This window comes from Streptomyces lincolnensis (genome assembly GCF_021173675.1).
GTDB classification, from domain to species: Bacteria; Actinomycetota; Actinomycetes; order Streptomycetales; family Streptomycetaceae; genus Streptomyces; species Streptomyces lincolnensis_B.
This window is the reverse complement of sequence record NZ_JAIHON010000008.1, coordinates 167891-190993: the sequence shown is the minus strand read 5'-3', so window position 1 is coordinate 190993 and position 23103 is coordinate 167891. Positions and strand designations below refer to the sequence as shown.

The window sequence follows — 23103 nt, the reverse complement described above, 5'->3', positions numbered from 1 at the left end:
GCCGTCACCCCAGCGTCTCGTCCAGGAGTGCCGCCCACTGGGTCACGACGCGTTCGCGGCGGGTGGTGTCGTCGGTGAGGAGGTTGGCGAGGCCGAGGCCGCGGGACATGTCGAGGAGGCCCTGGACGGTTTCGCGGACGCCGGGGGTGGATTCGTCGGCGCCGAGGAGGTCTACGGCGATGCGGTGGGTCTCGCGGCCGACGTGGGCTTCGAGTTCGGTGACGCGGGGGCGGAGCTGGTCCTCGTTGGAGGCGGCGACCCAGAGGTGGAGGGCGGCGCGGAAGAGGGGGCCGGTGTAGAGGTCGACGAGGGCGGCGATCACCGCGCGGCGGTCGCCGGTCGCGCCCTGGGGGAAGAGGGCGCGCAGGGCTGTGGAGCGTTCCTCGGCGACGTATTCGACGGCCGCGGTGAAGAGGTCCTCGCGGGTGGGGAAGTGGTGCTGGGCGGCGCCGCGGGAGACGCCGGCGCGTTCGGCGACGACGGAGACGGTGGAGCCGGCCCAGCCGTGTTCGGCGAGGCAGGCGACGGCGGCTTCCAGGAGGCGTTGCCGGGTGGCTCGGCTGCGGTCCTGTTTGGGAGTACGTTCCACACGGTCACCGGCCGTGCTCACAGTGCCCATGGCGGATCCCGTCGTTCGAGGAAGGCCGTCATGCCCTCGCGGGCTTCGGCGGAGGCGAAGAGGCGGGACGAGACCGAGGTGAGGTGTGCCGCGTCCTCGTCGAAGGCCTCCAGCACCTTAGTCGTCAGGAGTTGTTTGGTTTCGGCCAGGGCCCGGGGGGCGGCCCGGCGCAGGCCGTCCAGGACGGGGGCGAGGACTTCGTCCACGTCGGTCCGGTCGCCGGCCGTGGTGAGGAGGCCGATGCGGGCGGCTTCGGCGGCGTCGAAGGTCTCGCCGGTGAGGTAGTAGCGGGCGAGGGCGCGGGGGTCGACGCGGTAGGTGAGGGGGAGCGAGATCAGGGCGGGGGCGACTCCGATGCGTACTTCGGTGAAGGCGAAGGTGGCGGTGCGGGAGGCGACGGCGATGTCGCAGGCGCCGAGCAGGCCGAGGCCGCCCGCCCGTACGTGGCCGGTGACGCGGGCCACGACGGGTTTGCGCAGCTTGATGATCTGCCGCAGCAGGGCGAGGAGTGCCTTGGGTCTGGGTGGGTCGCGCAGGTCGGCGCCCGCGCTGAAGGTGGTGCCGGTGTGGGTGAGGACGACGGCGCGTACGTCGTTGTCCTTGGCGCACCGCTTCAGCGCGTCCGACAGGTCGTGCAGGAGGGCGGCGGACAGGGCGTTGCGGTTGTCCGGTGAGTCCAGGGTGAGGGTGGTGATGCCGCGTTCGTGCGTGGCGTGGACCAGGGGTGCCGTCACGCTCGCTCCCTCAGCCGGCGGCGCAGGATCTTGCCGGAGGCGGCACGTGGGACGCCGTCGATGAAGGTGACGCGGCGGACGCGTTTGTAGGGGGCGACGCGTTCGGCGACGTACATCATGACCTCGCTCTCGGTGAGGTCGGGGGCGGTGGGCCGGCGGACGACGTGGGCGTGGGGGATCTCGTTGCCGTCGTCGTTGTAGGTGCCGATGACGGCGGCGTCGGCGATGCCGGGGTGGGTGAGGAGGAGGGCTTCGAGTTCGGCGGGGGCGACCTGGAAGCCCTTGAACTTGATGAGCTCCTTGACGCGGTCGACGACGAACAGCCAGCCGTTCGCGTCGACGTGGCCGACGTCCCCGGTGTGCAGCCAGCCGTCGGGGTCGATCATCGCGGCGGTGTCGTCGGGGCGGCCGAGGTAGCCCTTCATGACCTGGGGGCCGCGGATGAGGATCTCGCCGGACTCGCCGGTGCCGAGGTCCTTGCCGGGGTCGTCGAGGGAGACGATCCGCATCTCGGTGCCGCCGATGAGCTTGCCGACGGTTCCGGGGGGTGCCTCGCGCATGGCGTCCCGGGGGACGACGTGGGTGCCCGGGGAGAGTTCGGTCATGCCGTACGCCTGGCCGACGGGCGGCAGGCCGAGGCGCCGGGAGCAGGCGGCCGCGAGGTTCGCGTCGAGGGGGGCGGCGGCGCTGATGACGTACTCGAGGGAGGAGAGGTCGTACTCGGCGACCAGGGGGTGCTTGGCGAGGGCGAGGACGATCGGCGGGGCGACGTAGAGGCCGGTGATGCGGTGGTTCTGGATGGCGGCGAGGAAGGTCCCCAGGTCGAAGCGGGGCAGGACGACGACGGTGGCGCCCAGCCGCAGGGGCACGTTCATGAGGGCGGTCAGGCCGTAGATGTGGAAGAACGGCAGGACGGCGAGGATGCGGTCGCCGGGGCCGGCGGGCATGACCGGCTGGAGCTGGGCCAGGTTGGTGGCGATCTGCCGGTGGGTGAGCATCACGCCCTTGGGGGTGCCGGTGGTGCCCGAGGAGTACGGCAGGGCGGCGACGTCCTCGGCCGGGTCGATGTCGATGACCGGCTCGGGGGCGGTCGAGGCGAGCATGTCGATGAGGGAGCGGTGTCCGGGCGCGCTGTCGCAGACCAAGATCTCCTGGACGCCGCCCGCGAGTTCGGCGGCCCTGCGTGCCGTCTCCAGCAGGGGCGAGACGGTGATGATCCAGCGGGCGGCGGAGTCGCTGAGCTGCTTGGCGAACTCCTCCGCCGTGCAGAGCGGGTGCACGGTCGTGACGGAGGCGCCCGCGCGGGTGGCCGCGTAGAAGGCGGTGGGGAAGGCGATGGTGTTGGGGCTGTGCAGGGCGAGGACGTCGCCCTTGCGGACGCCCGCCTCGGCGAGCGCGGCGGCCACGCGGCGGTGGAAGCGGTCGAGTTGTTCGTACGTCAGGGTGGTGCCGTCGGTGCCGTCGATCAGGGCGGGTGCCGCCCCGAACTCGGCGGCGCGGCCGAACACCGCTTCGTGGATGGGGAGTTCTACGGGTAGGACATCCGCGTACTCGCTGCGGAACATGGTTCCTCCTCGCGCGACCGGCTCGGCGCCGGGTCAGTACGACTTGGGCAGGCCCAGGGTCTGGTGGGAGACGTAGTTGAGAATCATCTCCCGGCTCACCGGTGCGATACGAGCGACGCGCGACGCCGTGATCAGCGAGGCGACGCCGAACTCGCGGGTCAGGCCGTTCCCGCCGAGGGTGTGCACGGCCTGGTCGACCGCCTTCACGCAGGCCTCCCCCGCCGCGTACTTCGCCATGTTGGCGGCCTCCCCCGCGCCCACGTCGTCGCCCGCGTCGTACAGGTGGGCGGCCTTCTGCATCATCAGGCGGGCGAGTTCGAGGTCGATGTGCGCCTGGGCGAGGGGGTGGGCGATGGCCTGGTGGGCGCCGATGGGGGCGTCCCACACGGTGCGGTCGCGGGCGTAGGCGACGGCCTGCGCGAGGGCGTAGCGGCCCATGCCGATGGCGAAGGCGGCGGTCATGATGCGTTCGGGGTTGAGGCCGGCGAAGAGCTGGAGGAGGCCGGCGTCCTCGTCGCCGACGAGCGCGTCCGGGGGGAGCCGTACGTCGTCGAGGGTCAGCTCGAACTGCTTCTCCACGGCGTGGAGTTCCATGTCGATCTGGCGGCGCTCGAAGCCGGGGGCGTCCCGGGGGACGATGAAGAGGCAGGGCTTGAGGCGGCCTGTGCGGGAGTCTTCTGTGCGGCCGACTATGAGGGTGGCGTCGGCTATGTCCACGCCCGAGACGAAGACCTTGCGGCCGGTGAGGATCCAGTCCCCGGTGTCCTGGTCGCGGCGGGCCGTGGTGGAGATGCGGTGGCTGTTGGAGCCGGCGTCGGGTTCGGTGATGCCGAAGGCCATGGTGCGGGTGCCGTCGGCGAGGCTGGGGAGCCAGGTTTGTTTTTGGGTGTCTGTGCCGAAGCGGGTGATTACTGTGCCGCAGATGGCGGGCGACACGATCATCATCAGTAGGGGGCAGCCTGCGGCTCCCAACTCTTCCAGGACTATGGAGAGTTCGGTGATTCCGCCGCCTCCTCCGCCGTGTTCCTCCGGAAGGTTGACGCCTAGGTAGCCGAGTTTGGCGGCCTCGGACCAGAGGGTTGCTCGGTCGTAGGTGCGGCCGTGGTTTTTGCCGAGGGTTGCTACGGCGGTGCGGAGTGCCTTGTGCTCTTCGGGTTCGATCGTGGTCATGTGGCTCCTTCGTCGTGGCTGGTCGCGCAGTTCCCCGCGCCCCTAAGGTGCCTCCACCACCGCTAGCAACGAGCCGACCGTTACCTGTTGGCCGGGTACGACACCCAAGGCACTCAGCGTTCCTGTGACCGGAGCGGTGATCTTGTGTTCCATCTTCATCGCCTCCAGCCAGAGGAGAGGTTGGCCCGCTTCTACGGCGGAGCCGACCGAGAGGCCCTCCGCGACCCTCGCCACCGTGCCCGGCATGGGAGCCACCAGGGAGCCCGGGGCCAGCTGGGTCGTCGGGTCGGGGAAGCGGGGCACGGCCCTGAGGGGGGTGTTGTTGACGTAGAGGAGGTCGTCGTCGTAGCGGGTGATGTCGAAGCGGTGTTGTAGGCCGTCCACTTCGAGTACGACGAGACGCGCGTCGGCGTGTATGACGCGCGCCCCGTCCGCCTCCGGGCCCCGGCGGGTGTGGCGGTAGCGGACCTCGGTCTCCTCGCCCGCCATGACGTATCGCTTCACCTGTGGCTGGGACGGCACGTTGCGCCAGCCGCCGCCGAAGCGGGAGCGGCCGTGGGCGTCGGAGAGGGCGGCGGCGAGGGGGGCGTACGGGTCGGTGATGGGGGTGGTGAGGTCCGGGAGGTGGCGGGCGTAGAAGCCGGTGTCCATGCGGGCGTCGGTGAACTCCTCGTGCCGCAGGGAGCGGACGAGGAGATCGCGGTTGGTGGTGGGGCCGTGGATCGTCGCGCGTTCCAGGGCGTCGGCGAGGCGGCGGACGGCGGCGGCGCGGGTGGGGGCGTGGGCGACGAGTTTGGCGAGCAGGGGGTCGTAGTGGACGCCGATGTCGTCGCCGTCGGTGAAGCCGGTGTCCAGGCGGACGCCCTCGGGGACGGCGAGGCGGTGCAGGGTGCCGGTCTGCGGGGCCCAGTCCTGGGCGGGATCCTCGGCGTAGAGGCGGACCTCGACGGCGTGGCCGGAGGGGGTCGGCGGGTTGCCGTCGAGGGCGGTGCCGTCGGCGATGTCGAGTTGGAGGGCGACCAGGTCGAGGCCGAACACGGCTTCCGTGACGGGGTGCTCGACCTGGAGGCGGGTGTTCATCTCCAGGAAGTGGACGCGGTCGCCGGAGACGAGGAACTCGACGGTGCCGGCGCCGACGTAGCCGATCGTGCGGGCCGCGGTGGAGGCGGCCGAGCGCAGGCGCTGTTCGGTGTCGGTGCTCAGGCCGGGGGCGGGGGCCTCTTCTACGACCTTCTGGTGGCGGCGTTGGAGGGAGCAGTCGCGGGTGCCGAGGGTCCAGACGGTGCCGTGGGTGTCGGCGAGGACCTGCACCTCGACGTGGCGGCCGTGTTCGACGTACGGCTCGACGAACACCGTGCCGTCGCCGAAGGCGCTCTCCGCCTCGATCGAGGCGGCCCTCAACTCCTCCTTCAGCGAGATGAGTTGACGTACCACTCGCATTCCCCGTCCGCCACCGCCCGCGGCGGCCTTCACCAGGACCGGGAGGTCGGAGTCGGTGACCGTGTCCGGGTCGAGGGGGGTGAGGAGGGGGACTCCGGCGGCGGCCATCAGGTCCTTGGCGCGGGTCTTGGACGCCATCGCCTCGATCGCCTCGGGGGGCGGGCCGATCCAGGTCAGGCCGGCGTCGAGGACGGCGCGGGCGAAGTCGGCGTTCTCGGAGAGGAAGCCGTAGCCGGGGTGCACGGCATCCGCGCCGGCGGTGAGGGCGGCCTTCACGATCAGGTCGGCGCGGAGGTAGGTGTCGGCGGGGGCGGTGCCCGGCAGTCGTACCGACACGTCGGCGGTGCGGGTGTGGAGGGCGTTCTCGTCGGCGTCGGAGTGCACGGCGACCGTGCGGATCGCCGACGCGCGGCAGGTGCGGAAGATACGGCAGGCGATCTCGCCCCGGTTGGCGACGAGCAGAGAAGTGATCACGGAAGGGTCCCTCACATCCGGAAGACGCCGAAGCCGCCGCGCGCGCCTTCGTAGGGCGCGGTGTGGATGGCGGACAGGCACAGGCCGAGGACGGTTCGGGTGTCGCGCGGGTCGATGACGCCGTCGTCGTAGAGCCGTCCGGACAGGAACATCGGCAGCGACTCGGACTCGATCTGCTGCTCCACCATGGCCCGCAGGGCCGCGTCCCCCTCTTCGTCGTACGGCTGTCCCTTGGCCGCCGCCGACTGGCGGGCGACGATCGACAGCACGCCCGCGAGCTGCTGCGGGCCCATGACGGCGGACTTGGCGCTGGGCCAGGCGAAGAGGAAGCGGGGGTCGTAGGCGCGGCCGCACATGCCGTAGTGGCCGGCGCCGTAGGAGGCGCCCATGAGGACGGAGAGGTGGGGCACCCGGCTGTTGCTGACGGCGTTGATCATCATCGCGCCGTGCTTGATGATGCCGCCCTGTTCGTACTCCTTGCCGACCATGTAGCCGGTGGTGTTGTGCAGGAACAGGAGCGGGACGTCGCGCTGGTTGGCGAGCTGGATGAACTGGGCGGCCTTCTGGGACTCCTCGGAGAACAGGACTCCTTGGGCGTTGGCCAGGATGCCGACGGGGTAGCCGTGGAGGGTCGCCCAGCCTGTCGTCAGACTCGCCCCGTACAGCGGCTTGAACTCGTCGAAGTCCGAGGCGTCGACGATTCTCGCGATCACCTCGCGCGGGTCGAAGGGCGTGCGCAGGTCGCCGGGGACGATGCCGAGGAGTTCGTCGGCGTCGTACTTCGGCGGCTCGGCGGGGCCCGGATCGCCGTACGCCTTGCGGTGGTTGAGGCGGGCGACGACGCGGCGGGCCTGTCGAAGGGCGTCCTTCTCGTCTACGGCCATGTAGTCCGCGAGACCCGACACGCGCGCGTGCATCTCGGCGCCGCCGAGGGACTCGTCGTCGCTCTCCTCGCCGGTGGCCATCTTGACCAGGGGCGGGCCGCCGAGGAAGACCTTGGCGCGCTCCTTGACCATGATCACGTGGTCGGACATGCCGGGGATGTAGGCCCCGCCGGCCGTGGAGTTGCCGAAGACGACCGCGACGGTCGGGATGCCGGCGGCGGAGAGCCGGGTGAGGTCGCGGAAGATGGCGCCCCCGGGGATGAAGATCTCCTTCTGGGAGGGCAGGTCGGCGCCGCCGGACTCGACCAGGCTGATGCAGGGGAGCCGGTTGGCGAGCGCGATGTCGTTCGCGCGGAGGGCCTTCTTCAGGGACCAGGGGTTGCTGGCACCGCCGCGCACGGTCGGGTCGTTGGCGGTGATCAGGCACTCGACGCCCTCGACCACTCCGATACCGGTGACCAGGGACGCGCCGACGGTGTAGTCGCTCCCCCAGGCGGCCAGCGGGGACAGCTCCAGGAAGGGGGTGTCGGGGTCGAGGAGCAGTTCGATGCGCTCGCGGGCGAGGAGCTTGCCGCGCTTGCGGTGCCGTTCGATGTACTTCTCGCCGCCGCCCGCGAGGGCTTTCGCGTGCTCGGCGTCCAGGTCGTCCAGCTTGGCGAGCATGGCCTCGCGGTTGGCCCGGTGGTCGGGGCCGGTGGTGTCGAGTGTGCTGGCGATGACCGTCACAGGAGGGCCTCCGGGATGTCCAGGTGGCGGGAGCGCAGCCATTCGCCCAGCGCCTTGGCCTGCGGGTCGAACCGGTGCTGGGCGGCGACGCCCTCGCCGAGGATGCCCTCGACGACGAAGTTGAGGGCGCGCAGGTTGGGCAGCGGATGCCGGGTGACCGGCAACTCGGCCGTCTCCGGGAGGAGTTCGCGCAGGCGGTCGACGGTGAGGGTGTGGGCCAGCCATCGCCAGGCCTCGTCGGTCCGGACCCAGACGCCGATGTTGGCGTTCCCGCCCTTGTCACCGCTGCGGGCTCCGGCGATGAGGCCGAGGGGGGCCCGGCGGGTGGGTTCGGTGACGTGGAGCGGCTCGGGCGGCGGATCGGGCAGAGGCTCGGGGAGCGGCTTGGGCAGCGGCTTGGGCAGCGGTGGCTGCGGCACGTCTTCGAGTACGAGGGTGTCGTGGGCCGGGGGCACAGGGAGCCGGTGTCCGTCGTGGAGGACGGCCACATGGTCGACGGCGCTGTGGGGGACGTACACATCCTCGAAGACCCCATAGGGCGTGCCCTTCCCCGGTGGGGCCAACACATGGAAGCCGGGGTAGCTGGCGAGGGCCAGTTCCACGACGGCTCCGCTGAGGGCGCGTCCGACGACCTCCTGGTCGGGGTCCCGTACGACGAGACGGAGCAGGGCGCTGGCGGTCTCCTCGGTGGGGGCGTCGGGGCGGTCGGCGCGGACGAGGTCCCAAGTCGCTTGTGCGGGGCGGAACTTGGCCATCGCATCGGCCATCTGTTCTTGGACCAGCCGGGCCTTCGCCTCGATGTCGAGGCCCGTCAGGACGAAGGTGACCTCGTTGCGGAAGCCGCCGAGGCGGTTGAGGCCGACCTTGAGGGTCGGGGGCGGGGCCTCGCCGCGTACGCCGTCGATCCGGACCCGGTCGGGCCCGTCCTGGGTGAGCCGGATCGTGTCGAGGCGGGCGGTGACGTCGGGGCCGGGGTAGCGGGCGCCGGCGGTCTCGTAGAGGAGCTGGGCGGTCACCGTGCCGATGTCGACGAAGCCGCCGGTGCCGGGGTGCTTGGTGATGACGGAGGTGCCGTCCTCGTGGATCTCGGCGAGGGGGAAGCCGGGCCGGCGTACGTCGCCCTCCTGGAAGTGGGCGTAGTTGCCGCCGGTGGCCTGCGCCCCGCATTCCAGGACGTGCCCGGCGACGACGGCCCCGGCGAGCCGGTCGTAGTCCTCCGGGCCCCAGCCGAAGTGGGCGGCGGCGGGCCCGGTGACCAGCGCCGCGTCCGTCACCCGCCCCGTGACGACGATGTCGGCGCCCTCTTGGAGGCAGGCCGCGATGCCGAAGCCGCCGAGGTAGGCGTGGGCGGCGAGGTTGCCGGGGTGGCGGGTGGTGAGGTCGTCGCCCTCGACGTGGGCGACGCGAAGCCCCGGAAGGCCGAGACGGTCCGCCAACTCCCTTATGCGGGAGGCGAGTCCGGCGGGGTTGAGGCCACCCGCGTTGGTGACGATCCTGACGCCGCGCTCGTGGGCGAGGCCGAGGCACTCCTCCACCTGGCGCAGGAAGGTGCGGGCGTATCCGGCGCCGGGGTCCTTGAGACGGTCGCGGCCCAGGATCAGCATGGTGAGTTCGGCGAGGTAGTCGCCGGTGAGGACGTCGAGTTCGCCGCCGGTGAGCATCTCGCGCATGGCGTCGAAGCGGTCGCCGTAGAAGCCGGAGGCGTTGCCGATGCGGAGGGTCACCGGATGCCCTTCTTGGGCGGGCGTCCGGAGCCGGGCGGGCCCGCGAAGGCCTGCGCGATGTCGAGCCAGCGGTCGGCGTCGGGGCCGGTGGCGTCGAGGGCGAGGTCGTCGCGGTGGGCGCGCTGGGTGACCAGGAGGCAGAAGTCGAGGGCGGGGCCGGTGACGCGTTGGGAGGCGTCTTCGGGGCCGTATGCCCACGCCTCTCCAGAGGGAGAGGTGAGTTCGACGCGGAACTCCTCGAACGGCGGAGTCGTCCCGTGCACGCCGAAGGAGAAGTCGCGGGTGCGGACGCCGAGCCGGACGATGTGCCGGATGCGGTCGCTTGGCGGGCGGGTGACACCGAGCGCGTCGGCCACGTCCAGGCCGTGGGCCCAGGTCTCCATGAGACGGGCGGTCGCCATGGAGGCGGTGGACATGGGCGGGCCGTACCAGGGGAAACGGGCGGTGGAAGGTGCGGCGCGCAGGGCCTCGGCGAGGTCCTCCCGTCCGGCACGCCAGTAGGCGAGCAGCCGGCCGGGCGGCTTCGCGGCCCCCTCCTCCGCCCCCTCGTCCACGAAGTCCCCGGGCGCGGCGAGCGCCTTCTCCACCTCCCGCGCGAAGGCCTTCGGGTCGGTCACGGCCAGCAGGGAGGAGTGGTCGGTCCAGGCCAGGTGAGCGATCTGGTGGGCGACGGTCCAGCCGGGGGCGGGGGTCGCGAGCGCCCACTGCTCGGCACTCAACTCGGCGACGAGCAGGTCGAGTTCGTCGCTCTCCGCACAGAGGTCGGTGATGACGGGGGTGGGGTCGGCCATGGGAGGAGCATGGCAGCGGACCCGAAAACAAGCAAGCGTGCTTGCATTGATTTAATGGTGGGACCGTGCCGGGCTCTCGCCCCCCGGCACGGTCGACCTCGGCCGGTCAGCGGCTGCCGGTTGGCCTCAGCCGGTCAGCGGCTGCCGCTCAGCGGCTGTCGGTCAGCAGCTGTCGGTCAGCAGCTGTCGGTCCAGGAGTGCGAGGAGATGTTGTCGTTGACCGACTCGTTCTTCCCCGACCACCACGGCAGGCCGAAGTTGAAGATGTAGTCGCCGCCCGTAAGGTCGTACCACGCGTCACCGTGGCCGAGGCAGGCGTACACCCCGCTCTGGTCCTGGTTGTAGTAGAGGTCGACATCGTCGTAGCCGCCGCCGAACCCGCGGTTCTCCAGCGACGAGGCGCGGTTCCGCATCGGCTCGCAGTTGCCCGTCACACCGTCGTCGCCGTAGTCCCAGTCACGCTTGTTGCCCGACCAGGAACAGTGGGCGCCCCGCTGGTTGGGGTCCACCCACGCGTGCAGTCTGCCGTCCTCCGCGGCGGCGGCGCGCGGCGCGGCGGCCGGTCCGTCCGCGGCCTGCGCGGCGACCGCCGGGCCGACTGTCGCGAAGAGCATCGCGGCACCGGTGGCGAGCAGAGTGAGTCGCTTCATTTCCTCATACCTCTCAGATGGGGAGTCAGCCGGTCTTGACGATGTCCCGGGCGCGGTTCAGCGCCCCGGACTCCAGCGTCTTCCTGTTGATGAAATCGGTGGAATGGTCGGACTCGGTCCTCGCCCGTTCAGTGCGCTCGAGCGTGCGGGCCGTCCTGGCGAGACCCGAGGTGCTCGCGCACCGGGCCTCCGCCCTCGCGGTCGCGATCTCGGTGGCGCGGGACTCCCCGGATCCGGTCGCGCCCGCCGGACGCACGAACCGCTGACGCGCCTCCAGGGGGGAGCTGTAGGAGTGGCCCTTGGCGCGCATGCAGGCCGACCACCGTGAGACCGCCGTCGTGAAGCGCTCGTTCCGTGCGACCGCGGGCGGGATGGACCGCTCGAGAGCGTCCGTCACCTTCCACGCGCTGTACCACTTGCGCAGGTCCGAGTAGAGGGACCGTTGCGCCTCGGACTCGCACCCCTGATCGCTGTGCCGGACCGTGCCCATGCCGGGAATCCGCGCTTCCAGCCCCTTCGGCTCCGGTCCGTTCAGCGCGTCCACCGCGGCTTCCCTGCGCTCCGCGGAGAGGCTCCGGAAGTAGAGCTGGTTCGGGTCCTTCGCGGCGAGGGAGTCCCGTTTCCGCTGGATGTCGCTGCCGTAGCCGTGCTCGGCGGCCCAGCCCTCGTCGTCGACGACGTACGGGAAGAGGCGGTCCACCCCGTCCGGCAGGTCCTCGGTGACGTGGTAGGAGAATCCCCGCTCCTCCATGCAGTCCCGCGTCAGGAGCGCCTCGGCCTTGGCCAGGATCTCCCGTTCCGCGGGCGTGAGTGCGCGGGCGGCGGCGGTCGGCTCGGGGCCGGTGCCCCTGGGAGAAGGGGGTGGTGCTGCGGCCGTGCAGGCCGACAACGCCGGGACTGCCAGACAGAACAGCAGTGCGGCCACGGCCTTGCCGCGCCCTGGACCGGGCCCGGTGCGTCCGGCCATGTTCATCCCTCTTCCCCCGACTACGCTGCGACACCTCGAACCGTAGGAGGACCGGCTCGCCCGCGGTCCTGACATGTGTCAGGACCGCGGGCCGGGGCCGCAGCACTAGGGCACAGCGGGGCGGAGGGGTCGGGGCGTCGCCCCGGAGCAATCGCGTGACCTCGGACGACGACTGCGCAGGAATCACTCACCGCGGCCTTCGCCCCCTACGTAGAGGGCGGCCCTGAAGCAACCGGCCGAGGAGTTGTGAGGTCCGGCAGTCGGTGAGAGTCGTCAACGCCCCGAAAGCCGCCGGGGATCACTCCGGATGGGCCACCGCCTCCCTCTGCAACTGCACCGCCGCCAGCAGACTCAACCGCGGCTCGGCCTCGCGCAGCGCCTTCACGGCCGCGACCGACGAGACGTCCCCGGTGAAGCCGACCGCGGCCAGCCGGGACCGCACCCAGCGGGCCCGCAGCTGGTCGTCGGTGGCGGCCGCGGTGGACTCCACGAGCGCCGCGGCGCGCTCCAGGCCCGGACGCTCCTCGGGCGCGGCCTCCGCCAGCGCCTGTGTCAGGGCCGCGGCGACCATGTCCGCGTCCCGGATGACCAGCACGACGTCCTGCTTCTTGTTGCGTCCCATGATTCCCGTGATTCCCGGCATGCGGATCATCGTGGCTGTCGTGGTCCTGGGTCGCCAAGCGACTTGAGGAGGCTCAGAGGGTGGGACGGGGGGTGCGGGGGGGTGCGGAGGGTGCGGGCATCACGCGAGGGGAGTCAGAGACCGGGGGCGTTGCGTACGTTCTGCTCGCTGGTGTCGGGCAGGAAGTGGGCCGGTGGCGCCGAGAGCACCCATTCGGCGCACCTCAGGCCGCAGCGAGCTCGCACCACACGTACTTGCCCCGGCTGCCGTTCCTGGTGTGCGGCTGCCAGCCCCAGACGTCGGCGCAGGCCCGGACGAGGGCGAGCCCTCGGCCGTCCTCGGCCTCGACCCCTGCCGGCTGATCCCAGGACCGTGGGGGTTCCGGCGGCTCGGGGCTGGCATCCCACGCGCCGATGCGCAGCACGCCGGCCGACCAGCGCACACGTAGGGCTGCGGGGCCCTTCGTATGGCGTACGGCGTTGGAGACCAGCTCCGCCGCGAGCAGCTCCGCGAGGTCGGCGAGGGTGATCAGGCCGTGCATGGTCAGGATCAGACGGAGGGTGCGGCGACTGATCGTGACGGCTCGGGGGTCGTTCGGGAGGTGGAGGACGTACTCCCACGGTTCGGGTTCGCGTCCGGTTTCGGGCATGCGGCAACTCCGGTCGGGTGGTGGGGGGTTGCGGTCGGCGGGCGGTGGCAGTGTCGCGGCCGTCATGGCAGGGCGGGGCGGTGCGCTTCCGGGGTCCCGGGGTTCCGCAGGGTGTGCGTCGCATCACCCACAGTAGACATTGATTTATAGGTCCAGCAAGCAGCTCGCGTAATCTGTCCCCGAACGAGTCGCGCTCACAGGCGCGTTGAACCGAGGAGCGGTGCATGGCCGGGTTGAGGCGCGAACCGACAGCACGCCAGATGCGCCTGGGCGCCGAACTGCGCAGACTGCGCGACGCAGCAGGCCTCACGGGCCGCGAGGCGGCGGCGCTGCTCGGGGTGAGCTCCGCACAGATCAACCAGATCGAATCCGCCCTCACCGGCGTGAGCGAGAAGCGGCTGCGCAGACTTGCCGCCAACTACGCCTGCTCCGACGAGGAGCTGATCGCCGCCCTCGTGGCCATGGCGACCGACCGGACGCGCGGCTGGTGGGAGGAGTACCGGGAGCGTCTGCCGACGCCGTTCCTGGACTTGTCCGAGCTGGAGTACCACGCCAGATACCGCTGGGACGTCGACTTCCTCCACATCCCGGGCCTTCTGCAGACCGAGGATTACGCTCGTGCCCTCTTCTCCTACGTGAACCCGGAGTTCCCGGAGAGCGACGTGGACCTCTGGGTGGAACACCGGATGAAACGGCGGGTCATCATCGAGCGCCCTGCCCCGATCCCGTACGAGACCCTGATCCACGAGGCCGCGCTGCGCATCAGGGTCGGCGACCGCGCCGCGTCACAAGCTCAGCTCGCCCGCGTTCTGAAGCTCTCCGAAGCCGACCACATCACCGTGCGCGTCATCCCCTTCGACCTGGACGGCTTCGCCGGAGCGGGAAGCGCCATGGTGTACGCCGGTGGCCCCACGCCCAAGCTGGACACCGTGGTACGCGACGGGCCCAACGGCCCTGTGTTCGTCGACGCCGAAGCCCAACTCAGCCGCTACCGAACGCTCTTCCGTAGGGTAGAAACGGCGTCACTCGACCCCGAACGTTCGCGTGACTTCATCCACCACCTGGCGAAGGAGCTGTGAGTCATGACGACCCCCGACACCTGGCAGAAGTCCTCGTACTCCGGAGGCGGCCAGGGTGACGCCTGCGTGGAGATCGCCCACCGCCACCCCCACACAGCCATCCGCGACTCCAAGGCCCCCACCAAAGCCACCCTCACCTTTCCCACCGCGGCCTTCGTCACCTTCGTAGACGCCCTGAAGCAGCCGACCGAGGAACTGTGAAGCCCGACACCGGCGAGATGCGGGGCATGCCGGCCACGCTTGAACCCAGCCAGTTCCTCGGCTTCCTCAGGGGTCGGCCCTCGCGGATCGCGCCGCCGGGCCTGCTCTCCGGGAGAGCCATGAGGAAGAGCGGGAGGCAGTGAGGCTGCGTCCCGCTCTTTCACGGCTCACGCCAGGATTCGAACCCCGGCGCCCCTCAGGCCGCCATCAGCGCCGCCAGGGCGCGGTCCATCGCGGCGTTGAACTCCTCCGGCGTCAGCGGTAGACGGGACTTGATGTCCCGGCTCCACTGGTCGGCGAGGACCTCGGCGGAACCCGCCTCGACGCCGTCGAGGGCCGCGTCGGCCAGGTCCGGCGGGGCGATCTTGGCCACGGGCCAGCCCGCCGCCATGTCGGTGTCGGCCAGGCCGAGGTGTACCGCTGTGACGAGCGTGCCCTGCTCGGCGAGTTCCAGGCGGACGCCGTTGGTCATGGCCCAGGCGGCGGCCTTGGTCAGGTGGTAGGCGTTGGCGCCCCTGCCGCCGAACCACGACATGGCGGAGAGGACGTTGACGATCGCGCCCCCGCCGTTCCTGGCGAGCGTCGGCGCGAACTCCCGGATCATTCCCAGGTGGCCGAACATGTTGGTCTCCAGCTCGTGCCGCACCGCGTCCAGCGAACCGGTCACCAGGTCGGTCCCCGTGCTGATTCCCGCGTTGTTGACGAGCAGCGAGACGTCCGGGGCGGCCTCGGCGGCGGCCCTCACGGATGCGGGATCGGCGATGTCGAGGGGCAGCACCTCGACCCCGGGCAGGTCCACGGCCTCCGGTCGGCGGGCCGTCGCGTAGACCTTTCGGGCTCCCCGTTCGAGCAGGCGCTGGGCGAAGGCGCGGCCCAGGCCACGGTTGGCTCCGGTGACAAGGGCGACGGAGTTGTTGATGTCCATGGCCGGTACGCTAAAACCTGACGCCTACGTCAGAGGCAAGTGCTGGTCGGTCGTCAGGGCCGGGGGGAGGGGAATCGCCATGTCCGTCACAGAGGCCGCGGCCGAGCCGCTGATCCGCATCGGCGAAGTGGCGCGGGGTGCCGGGGTCTCGGTGCGTGCCGTGCGCTACTACGAGCAGCAGGGGCTGCTCGTCGCGGAGCGCAGCCCGTCCGGCCAGCGCCTGTACCGACAGGATGCCGTCCCCCTGGTCCGCTTCTTCCAGCAGATGTTCGCCGCCGGCCTGACCAGCCGAAGGATCGCGGAACTCCTTCCGTGCTGGGACGCCGGGCACACCGACGCCGGGCAGCGAGCCATGCTGCGAGCCGAGCGCGAGCGCATCCAGGCCAAGCTCGACGACCTCCAGGCCACCCTGGACCAGCTCGACGGGGTCATCGCGATCACCGACACGCACCCGTAGGCGCGGCCGGCCGGACGGCTCATGACGTTCGGCGGTTTGCGGTCGGCGGTCGGCCCCGGCGCACGGTGTGCCGTGGCGTACCCCCGCGGAACCGGTGTTCCGCGGGGGCGGCGGCTCAGCGGCCTAGGCGCTGCTTGATCTTCTTGCCCTTGGCGGACTCGTCGAGTGTGTTCCACAGCTCGTCGGAGCCGGGGTACGTGTACACGCCCGGGGCACCCTGTTCGGCGCAGCCCCAGCCGTAGGACGTGATGCCTATCTGGTAGACGCGGCCCTGTATCTTGCGGACCATGGGGCCGCCGCTGTCACCCTGGCAGGAGTCCTTGCCCTCCACTCCGGCGCAGACGTTGACCTCCCTGTCGTACTCCGGGTAGGTCGCGCTGCACTCGACGTGCGACAGGATCGGGACGTCCACCGCCCGCAAGCGGTCGGGGTAGGACGTGATCTCGGTGTCGGTGTTGCCCCAGCCGATGACGGTGGCCAGGGCTCCGGGGCGGAGCAGCGCGTCCGTGCCGGCGGTCGGCAGATGGACCGGCGCGATGTCCCTGACGGGCTTGTCCAGCGTCAGGAAGGCGACGTCGTAGGCGAACTGCCCGGCGGTGTAGCGGGGGTGGACGACGATGTCGGTCACGTTGCGCAGCTGGCCCTGGTCCGTCCGGGACAGCACGGTCCGGCCGACGGCCGTCTCGATGTCCTCGGGCTTGGTGTCCTCGACGCAGTGTGCGGCCGTCATCACGACGTCCCGTTCGAGCAGGCTGCCGCCGCAGAACTGCCGGTCGTACGGGCTCTCCGCGCCCTTGTACAGCAGTGCGGTCATGTAGGGGTGGGCGCCGTCCGCCTGCTCGGTGCCGCCGATGATGCGGGGGCTCGGGCGGCTCTTGTCCGGCGAGGTGTCGGCGTGTGCCGTCGAGACGGACGCGAGGGCGAGGCCGAGGGCGGCGCCGGTCGCGACGACGCCTGAGAGGGTTTTCCGGACCGCTGGTCTGCGAACCGAACTGAAACGCATGGGGGGTTCTCCATTCTCCGAAACAGCCGTACCCGGCAGAAACGCCGTGGGTACGACATGGCGGCAGACAAAACCCCCGGAGTGAAGTCCCTACTCACGGAGGGGTGTTGACCCACCGAACTCGTCCGCTGCCAGAGCCATCATCCTTGCATCAGCCCAACTCCCGCTTATTTCAAGGGCGGTGAAGAGCCGGTGAAAGTATCCGGACAGCCCCGGCCGAAGCCGGAGATGGTAATTACCGTCCAGTAGGATTACTGGCCAAAATAAATTGACGTCCCGGCCGGGGGCCGCAGTACGGTCGGCCCGTGGACGATACGGACGGGTACTTCGGAGAGTCGATCGCGGCCGGGTACGACGAGTCGTCGGCCGGGATGTTCGGCGCGGACGTGGTGGGACCGGCGGTCGACCTGCTGGCCGAACTGGCCGGTGACGGGCGGGCGTTGGAGCTGGGAGTCGGGACCGGGCGGATCGCGCTGCCGCTCGCCGGGCGCGGGGTCGAGGTGCACGGGATCGATCTGTCACGCGCCATGGTGGAACGGCTGCGGGCCAAGCCCGGCGGGGACAAGGTGGCCGTCGCCATCGGGGACTTCGCCACGACGAAGGTGGACGGGTCCTTCTCGGTCGCGTATCTCGTCTTCAACACGATCATGAATCTGACCAGCCAGGACGAACAGGTCGCCTGCTTCCGGAATGCGGCCGAACATCTTGAGCCCGGCGGGACGTTCGTCGTCGAGGTCATGGTTCCGCAGCTGCGGAAACTGCCGCCCGGGCAGAACGCGGTGCCGTTCCACACGAGTACGACGAAGTGGTCGTTCGACCTGTACGACGTGGCCACCCAGGCGATGAGTTCCAACTACGTCGAGGTCGTGGACGGACGGGGCTCCTACTGGACCATTCCTTTCCGCTACGTCTGGCCCGCCGAACTCGACCTGATGGCCCGGCTCGCGGGGATGCGGCTGCGGGAGCGGTTGGGCGGGTGGGGGCGGGAGCCGTTCACCGGGGAGAGCGAGCAGCATGTGTCTGTGTGGGAGAAGGTCTGAGGGGGCGTGGCGTTGTCAGTACGGCGTGGTCAGCACGGCAGTGCTCCCGCCGGGTGGCCGTGTTCGCGGCCGCAGGTGGTGAGGGCCAGGACGCCGGTACCGGTGACGTGGGTGTGCGGGCCGAGGGCGCCGGGGTTCACGGAGAGCCGCGACGCGACGACGGTGGCGTAGCAGGTGTCGGGGATGCCGAGTTCCTCCTTCACCTGGCGGTGCCGGGCGGTGAACGCGTCGAAGTCCCTGAGGTCGACGCCGTCGAAGGCGTCGTCGGGGAGACCGTCTCCCTGATGTGGGAGGAGGTGGCCGGCCTCGGCCGGGTGCGGGGGACCCACCTCGGTGTTCTCGCCCTCCGCCGCCTCGAACGCGTCGTAGTACCGCACCACTTCCCCGCCCTCCGCGACGCACCACGCCGTCCACTCGTCCCCGCAGCTCATCCCGTACCACTGCGCCGCCCCGAACCGGCGCCCGAGCTCGGCGCAGCGCCCCCGGACGACGGACCCCAACACCCGCTCCGGGTTGTCGGCGTCGAGGACGCGGTGGGTGCTCTCGGAGGAGTCGCCGAAGACCAGGGTCCAGCCGTCCAGGACCGGGCTGACGAAGACACGCGCGCACTTGTAGTGCGTGCGGGTGCGATGCCATGCGTGACGGTCCTGGTTCCAGGCCGCCGCGCCCGTCCGGAGGGTGACCGGCTCGGGGGCGACCAGGTCGAAGACTTCCAGCACGGCGTCCTGGTCGGCGCTCGGGACGGCGTACCAGGATCCGCACAGGTGCATGCCCTCCGGGATCTCGGTCTGCCGCTTGATCCTGGTCAGGCGGCGCCAGGCCGCCCGGTCCCGGTGGTCGAGCGCGGCCGGTCCCCCGACGGCCGCGAGGGCCTCCAGGGCGCCGGCCCGGACCCCCGGCGCGGGCGGGGACGCGGGCGCGGACTGCCGCCGTATGCGCCGCAGTCGGGGTACGGCCTCCGCTCCCACCGTTTCGAACAGCAGCACCGCCCGCCGCCGCACCTCGGGGTCCGGATCCCCGAGCAACGGCACCGCCGGGTCGGCGAATCGCCCTGGCGCCGCCTCGTCCTGGTGCCGGAGGACGGAGAGCGCGAGGGCGCGGACGCGGGCGTGCGGGTGCTTCAGCAGCGGGACGTAGACGCCGGGGTCGGCCACCTCCAGCCGCGCCGTCGTCCAGGCGATCCGCCGCGCCACCTCGGACGACTCCGCCGCCCGCGTCGACCCGACGGCCTCCACCAGCGGCAGGAGGGCCGGTTCCCCGATCCGGCACAGCACATCCGCCGACACCGTCCACTCGACGGGCGCCCCCTCGTCACAGAGCACGTCCAGCACGACAGCCACTACGGCCGTCCCCCGCGCCACCAGCGAGTCACGGGCCGCCCGGGTGTCCTCCCAGGAGCCGGAGAGACTGTCGATCAGCGCCGCCTTGTCCATGGCGGGGACCATAGCCGGGGGCACTGACAATCAGGCGGCAGTCCGCTGTGCCAGCCACCGGCGGGCGCCGACCTCGCTGGGGTACTCGCGGACGGTCAGCCAGGCGGCCAGCCAGCCGACCAGGTAAGCGGCGAGCGCGGGCATGACGGGTGCCGCGAGCGCGAGGAGGAGGCGTCCGCCGGCCTGCGCGCCGGCGGCCCTGCCGGAGCGGGCGTTGTGGGTGCGCTTCGCCACCCAGGTCTGTTCGGGGGTGGGCGGGTCGAGGAGTGCCGCCCGGTGACCGCGACGCTGCTTGATCCATCCCCAGACCACCGCCACGCAGGACCCGGCCACCTGGACCACGTCACACACGGTACGGACCGCGGGCGGCATCTCCCCACGGAACCCCTGGTAGAGGCTCAGCGACACGAAGCAGGCCATGGCCATCACGAGGACCAGGAAGGCGGTCGTGCGGGCACGGCAAAGCCAGTAGAGCGCGCCCCGCCGGTACCAGGTGGTGCCCAGTTTCGGCAGCGTCGGGATGCCGGCGGGGGCTCCCGGAGCGGGAACCTCAGAAAATGCTCGTGACGCCATGCCAGATGTCCTTCGCCATTCGTACGTCGTCCTCCCCGGTCTCCGACAGGACGTGGCCCGCGCCTGTCAGCACTCCTCCGACCACGCCGTGGTCATGAATGTCCTCGCTCCAGTGCTCGTGAAGGGAGTGGTCGAGGACCTCGGTCGCGGTGACTGCGGCCGCGACCCCGACGCCGGCCACCGCCACCGCGCCCTCCACGGGCAGCGCCGCCGTCACCGCCGCGCCGACGGCGACACCTCCGAGGGCGGCACCCCCGTCGACGACGACCGACTTCTGCCAGGACCAGCCCTTGTCGTGATCGTCCTTCGCCTCCACCAGACCGCAGGCGGCTGCCGCGGCGACGTCCAGGACCGGGATCTCCTTGAGAAACTCCGGCAGTTCCGCGACGCCCTTGCCCAACCGCAGCGCGTCCGCCGCGTCCGCCAGCTTCACGTTCAGGGCCCGGTCGTACGGGAGCGCCGTACTGCCGTGGTCGGCGCGGGCGATGGCCTCCTCCAGGGAGTCGACGCGCATGACGGCGTCGGCGTAGGCGCCCTTGGCGGGAAGGTCCTTGGGGAGCCCGCGCCCCGCTTTCTGGTACGCCTTGCGCTCGGCCCGGAGCTCCTTCTTCGCGGCCTGCTCCTCCGCCTTGGCGCTGTCGAGCGCGGCGCGGGCCTCGCGGCCCCCGGCGCGGGCGTCCTCGGCGTCGTAGGCGTACAGACCGCGCAACGCGTCCGCGAGGGTGACCTTGTCGCCGGTCGAGACCGGTGCCGTGACCTGCGCGTACAGCCCGCGCAGCTTGTCCGCAGCCACCAGCCGGGCCTGCTGGGCTGTGTGCAGGATCTGGCGGCGGACGGTGTCGTACTCGGTCAGCGCGGCGGCGGTCCTCTGGTCGTCGGCGCTGGGCGGGGCCGGCGTGACGACCGGCAGCGGGACCCCCTTGGGGCCGGTGGTGACGCCCTGCCGGGTGGCCGTGTGCTCGGCGTTCTGGAGGGCCGTCTCGCAGGTGGTCAGGGCGTCGACGAGGTCGGAGACGACGTCGCCCGCGCTGTGCACGAGGGTCGCGAAGCCGCCCGCCGCCATGAGGTCCTCGCTCCACTTGGCGCGGAAGGTCTCGGCGGCCTCGCCCTGCCAATGTGTGTCGGCCGCCAGGTTCTCGACCGCGCGGCCGAGGGGCGTGACCACGCTCTCCAGTTTCTCCTTGGCGGCCCTGTACGTCTCGGCCATCGTGCGCAGTCCGCCGATGTCCCCGCCGACCCAGCTGTCACCCACGGTCCTCAGCCCTCCCCCGCCATCAGGTCCTCGAACAGCCCGTGTACGTCGATGTCGTGCCGCTGGAAGGAGTCGCGGGCGTGGGCCACCTTGTCGCCGTGGTCGTCGAGGCGGTCGGCCAGACCGGTGTGCAGGCCGACGATGAGCTGGGCGACCTCGTGCAGGGCGTGGTCGAGGCCGGGGTCGCCGCCGTCGGCCACGGGCGGGGCGACGGCGGTGCGCAGGCCGCGGTAGGTGATGGCCTCGTCGTGGAAGGTCTTCGCCATCGCGGTGAGGTCGCTCTGGACGGCCTTGAGGTCGGCCATCACGCCACCTCGCGCGCGTATGCGGCCAGGTCGGCGGGGCGCCAGTTGGGCGGTCCGGGTGCGAGCCTCGGGTCCAGCCGGACCGTGACGCCGAGTGCGCCCACACCCTCGGCCAGCGGGCCGAGCGAGGTGGCCACCCAGGGCTGGGCCTCGCCGAGCGCGGCCACCAGCCCGGCCAGGGTGGTGAAGGCGAGGGCCACGGTGCCGTCGGTGGGGTGCGCGAAGAGTTCGTACGCGATGAAGGGGACGCGGGTGGGGGTGCCGGCGGTGTCGCCGTTCGTGTCGTTGCTCGTGTCGCCGTCCCTGTCGTCGCTCGTCTCGACGTAGCGCGGATGGGCCGGGACGAAGACGGGGGTGTGGTAGGCGGGGATGCCCGGGCGGGGGCTCGGCGGCGCCGTCTCCACCGGGTCGCCCTGGTCGACGTAGTCGAGGAGACGTGACCGGCGGGGCTCCGGATCGTCGTGCCCCGGCCCTGGCCTCGACCCCTGCCCCGGTCCCGGATCTATGTGATCGATGTAGTCGAGAAGGCGCGAACGTATCGGTGTACCCACCGCTGTGTCCTCTCCCCGTCGTCCCACCCGATGTGGCGGCACCAACTTAGCCAGCACACAAAGGGCCAGATCGTTGGATACCGGTGCGATGAGGACAGGGCATGCGGAACCCATACGCCGCTTTGGCCACGGTCTGGCCAGTCCTTGACCGCCCGATGACCACGAGCGCCGTGATCCCGCCCACCGTCACCCCTCCGGCAACGCCGCCCTCCCCCGCCCCACCTGCGTCCGCAGCGCACCGATGCTCGCCGCGATGACGAGGGCGATGGCGAGGGACTCCAGGGCGGTCAGGGCCTGGTTCAGGATGAGGAAGCCGGCGGTGGCGGCGAGGGCCGGTTCCAGGCTCATGAGGATCGCGAAGGTGGAGGCGGGCAGGCGGCGCAGGGCGAGGAGTTCGAAGGTGTAGGGCAGGACGGAGGACATCAGCGCGACGGCCGAGCCGAGCAGCAGCGTGGTCGGGTCGAGGAGCTTCGTGCCGGACTCGGCGATGCCCAGCGGCAGGAACGCCACCGCCGCGATCCCCATGGCCAGCGCGAGCCCGTCGGCCTGCGGGAAACGGCGGCCCGTGCGCGCGCTGAAGACGATGTACGCCGCCCACATGGCGCCCGCGCCCAGGGCGAACGCCGCGCCCACCGGATCGAGGTTGCCGAAGCCTCCGCCGCCGAGGAGGAAGACACCGCCGAGGGCGAGGCCCGCCCACAGGAGGTTGATCGCGCGGCGGGACGCCAGGACGGAGAGCGCGAGGGGTCCGAGCACCTCCAGGGTGACGGCGGGCCCGAGCGGGATGCGGTCGACGGCCTGGTAGAAGAGGCCGTTCATCGCGGCCATGGTGAGGCCGAAGAGGGTGAGCGTGCCCCAGTCGGCGCGCGAGTGGCCGCGCAGCCGGGGGCGGCAGATCAGCAGCAGGACGACCGCGGCGGCCGCCAGGCGCAGCGTGACCACGCCGAGCGCGCCCGCCCTCGGCATCAGCGACACCGCGAGCGCCGCACCGAACTGCACGGACACACCGGCCGCGAGCACCAGCCCCACCGGACCGAGGGCACCCCGGCGGGGCGACGCACCCCCGGGCGGGGAGGAGACCGGGATCGACGAAGGGGCGGCGTCGGCGCTGGGTGTCGTCACGGGGCTTCCAGGGATCGGCTCGGGGCAGGCAAGTTCATCACGGCGTACTTCTCAGTCCACGGTAATGGACTTCGACAGGTGTGTGAACCCGTTTTGTGGCTGACCTCGACGGCTCAGGCGCCCAGGGACCCCCGCCCCTGAAGTCGC

24 protein-coding genes are annotated in these 23103 nt (G+C 71.4%); 4 read left to right on the top strand and 20 right to left on the bottom strand.

Features of this window, described 5'->3' with window-relative positions; translation table 11 throughout:
• Window positions 1-4: 4 nt before the first annotated feature.
• From K4B79_RS24645 to K4B79_RS24590, 12 genes are all read right to left on the bottom strand, one after another.
• On the bottom strand, window positions 5-619 hold the full coding sequence (locus K4B79_RS24645; RefSeq protein WP_232029074.1) for a TetR/AcrR family transcriptional regulator: 615 nt from the start codon (window positions 617-619) through the stop codon (window positions 5-7).
• Window positions 607-1353, bottom strand: a complete 747-nt coding sequence (locus K4B79_RS24640; RefSeq protein ID WP_232029073.1) for an enoyl-CoA hydratase family protein — start codon at window positions 1351-1353, stop codon at window positions 607-609. Before K4B79_RS24640 ends, K4B79_RS24645 begins: the two co-directional genes overlap by 13 nt.
• Window positions 1350-2918: a 4-coumarate--CoA ligase family protein gene (locus K4B79_RS24635; protein WP_232029072.1), complete on the bottom strand. Its 1569-nt coding sequence runs from the start codon at window positions 2916-2918 to the stop codon at window positions 1350-1352. Before K4B79_RS24635 ends, K4B79_RS24640 begins: the two co-directional genes overlap by 4 nt.
• Window positions 2919-2951: 33 nt before the next feature.
• Window positions 2952-4088, bottom strand: a complete 1137-nt coding sequence (locus K4B79_RS24630) for an acyl-CoA dehydrogenase family protein (RefSeq protein ID WP_232029071.1) — start codon at window positions 4086-4088, stop codon at window positions 2952-2954.
• A 42-nt stretch (window positions 4089-4130) separates the two neighbouring features.
• A complete protein-coding gene (locus K4B79_RS24625; RefSeq protein ID WP_232029070.1) occupies window positions 4131-6002 on the bottom strand; it encodes an acetyl/propionyl/methylcrotonyl-CoA carboxylase subunit alpha in 1872 nt (623 codons plus the stop codon).
• Between the two features lie 11 nt (window positions 6003-6013).
• On the bottom strand, window positions 6014-7654 hold the full coding sequence (locus tag K4B79_RS24620; protein WP_269463893.1) for an acyl-CoA carboxylase subunit beta: 1641 nt from the start codon (window positions 7652-7654) through the stop codon (window positions 6014-6016).
• Window positions 7609-9336, bottom strand: coding sequence for an acyclic terpene utilization AtuA family protein (locus K4B79_RS24615; RefSeq protein ID WP_308280492.1), 1728 nt, complete (start codon window positions 9334-9336; stop codon window positions 7609-7611). The genes K4B79_RS24620 and K4B79_RS24615 overlap by 46 nt, the downstream gene beginning before the upstream one ends.
• Window positions 9333-10127, bottom strand: coding sequence for a TIGR03084 family metal-binding protein (locus K4B79_RS24610; RefSeq protein WP_232029068.1), 795 nt, complete (start codon window positions 10125-10127; stop codon window positions 9333-9335). Before K4B79_RS24610 ends, K4B79_RS24615 begins: the two co-directional genes overlap by 4 nt.
• A gap of 176 nt (window positions 10128-10303) precedes the next feature.
• On the bottom strand, window positions 10304-10777 hold the full coding sequence (locus tag K4B79_RS24605; RefSeq protein WP_232029067.1) for a peptidase inhibitor family I36 protein: 474 nt from the start codon (window positions 10775-10777) through the stop codon (window positions 10304-10306).
• Window positions 10778-10802: 25 nt separating this feature from the next.
• Window positions 10803-11744 carry a hypothetical protein gene (locus tag K4B79_RS24600; RefSeq protein ID WP_232029066.1) on the bottom strand — a complete coding sequence of 314 codons (942 nt, stop codon included), beginning with the start codon at window positions 11742-11744 and terminating at the stop codon, window positions 10803-10805.
• 298 nt (window positions 11745-12042) lie between these two features.
• Window positions 12043-12396 carry a hypothetical protein gene (locus tag K4B79_RS24595; protein WP_232029065.1) on the bottom strand — a complete coding sequence of 118 codons (354 nt, stop codon included), beginning with the start codon at window positions 12394-12396 and terminating at the stop codon, window positions 12043-12045.
• 193 nt (window positions 12397-12589) lie between these two features.
• Window positions 12590-13015, bottom strand: coding sequence for an ATP-binding protein (locus tag K4B79_RS24590; RefSeq protein ID WP_232029064.1), 426 nt, complete (start codon window positions 13013-13015; stop codon window positions 12590-12592).
• A gap of 224 nt (window positions 13016-13239) precedes the next feature.
• On the opposite strand from K4B79_RS24590, the gene K4B79_RS24585 reads away from it, so the two are divergent.
• Both K4B79_RS24585 and K4B79_RS24580 read left to right on the top strand, forming a co-directional pair.
• Window positions 13240-14094 (top strand): helix-turn-helix domain-containing protein, encoded by an 855-nt coding sequence (locus tag K4B79_RS24585; RefSeq protein ID WP_232029063.1) that lies wholly within the window; start codon window positions 13240-13242, stop codon window positions 14092-14094.
• Window positions 14095-14097: 3 nt separating this feature from the next.
• Window positions 14098-14295, top strand: a complete 198-nt coding sequence (locus tag K4B79_RS24580) for a DUF397 domain-containing protein (protein ID WP_232029062.1) — start codon at window positions 14098-14100, stop codon at window positions 14293-14295.
• Between the two features lie 196 nt (window positions 14296-14491).
• Here K4B79_RS24580 and K4B79_RS24575 read toward each other — a convergent pair whose 3' ends face one another.
• A complete protein-coding gene (locus K4B79_RS24575; protein WP_232029061.1) occupies window positions 14492-15220 on the bottom strand; it encodes an SDR family oxidoreductase in 729 nt (242 codons plus the stop codon).
• Window positions 15221-15299: 79 nt separating this feature from the next.
• Here K4B79_RS24575 and K4B79_RS24570 point away from each other — a divergent pair, with 79 nt between their 5' ends.
• Window positions 15300-15677 carry a MerR family transcriptional regulator gene (locus K4B79_RS24570; protein WP_232029060.1) on the top strand — a complete coding sequence of 126 codons (378 nt, stop codon included), beginning with the start codon at window positions 15300-15302 and terminating at the stop codon, window positions 15675-15677.
• A gap of 115 nt (window positions 15678-15792) precedes the next feature.
• On the opposite strand, the gene K4B79_RS24565 is transcribed toward K4B79_RS24570, so the two are convergent.
• Complete coding sequence (locus tag K4B79_RS24565) at window positions 15793-16680, bottom strand: S1 family peptidase (protein ID WP_232029059.1); 888 nt, start codon at window positions 16678-16680, stop codon at window positions 15793-15795.
• 305 nt (window positions 16681-16985) lie between these two features.
• On the opposite strand from K4B79_RS24565, the gene K4B79_RS24560 reads away from it, so the two are divergent.
• A complete protein-coding gene (locus K4B79_RS24560; protein WP_232029058.1) occupies window positions 16986-17720 on the top strand; it encodes a class I SAM-dependent DNA methyltransferase in 735 nt (244 codons plus the stop codon).
• Window positions 17721-17749: 29 nt separating this feature from the next.
• Here K4B79_RS24560 and K4B79_RS24555 read toward each other — a convergent pair whose 3' ends face one another.
• The 6 genes from K4B79_RS24555 to K4B79_RS24530 form a co-directional block, all read right to left on the bottom strand.
• Entirely contained in the window at window positions 17750-19153 is a 1404-nt protein-coding gene (locus K4B79_RS24555; RefSeq protein ID WP_232029057.1) for a HEAT repeat domain-containing protein, read from the bottom strand.
• Window positions 19154-19183: 30 nt separating this feature from the next.
• A complete protein-coding gene (locus tag K4B79_RS24550; RefSeq protein ID WP_232029056.1) occupies window positions 19184-19726 on the bottom strand; it encodes a hypothetical protein in 543 nt (180 codons plus the stop codon).
• On the bottom strand, window positions 19704-20978 hold the full coding sequence (locus K4B79_RS24545; protein WP_232029055.1) for a WXG100 family type VII secretion target: 1275 nt from the start codon (window positions 20976-20978) through the stop codon (window positions 19704-19706). Before K4B79_RS24545 ends, K4B79_RS24550 begins: the two co-directional genes overlap by 23 nt.
• A 5-nt stretch (window positions 20979-20983) precedes the next feature.
• On the bottom strand, window positions 20984-21283 hold the full coding sequence (locus K4B79_RS24540) for a DUF6317 family protein (protein ID WP_232029054.1): 300 nt from the start codon (window positions 21281-21283) through the stop codon (window positions 20984-20986).
• Window positions 21283-21834: an SAV_915 family protein gene (locus K4B79_RS24535; protein ID WP_232029053.1), complete on the bottom strand. Its 552-nt coding sequence runs from the start codon at window positions 21832-21834 to the stop codon at window positions 21283-21285. The genes K4B79_RS24540 and K4B79_RS24535 overlap by 1 nt, the downstream gene beginning before the upstream one ends.
• Window positions 21835-22020: 186 nt before the next feature.
• Window positions 22021-22956: an EamA family transporter gene (locus K4B79_RS24530; protein ID WP_232029052.1), complete on the bottom strand. Its 936-nt coding sequence runs from the start codon at window positions 22954-22956 to the stop codon at window positions 22021-22023.
• Window positions 22957-23103 lie beyond the last annotated feature (147 nt).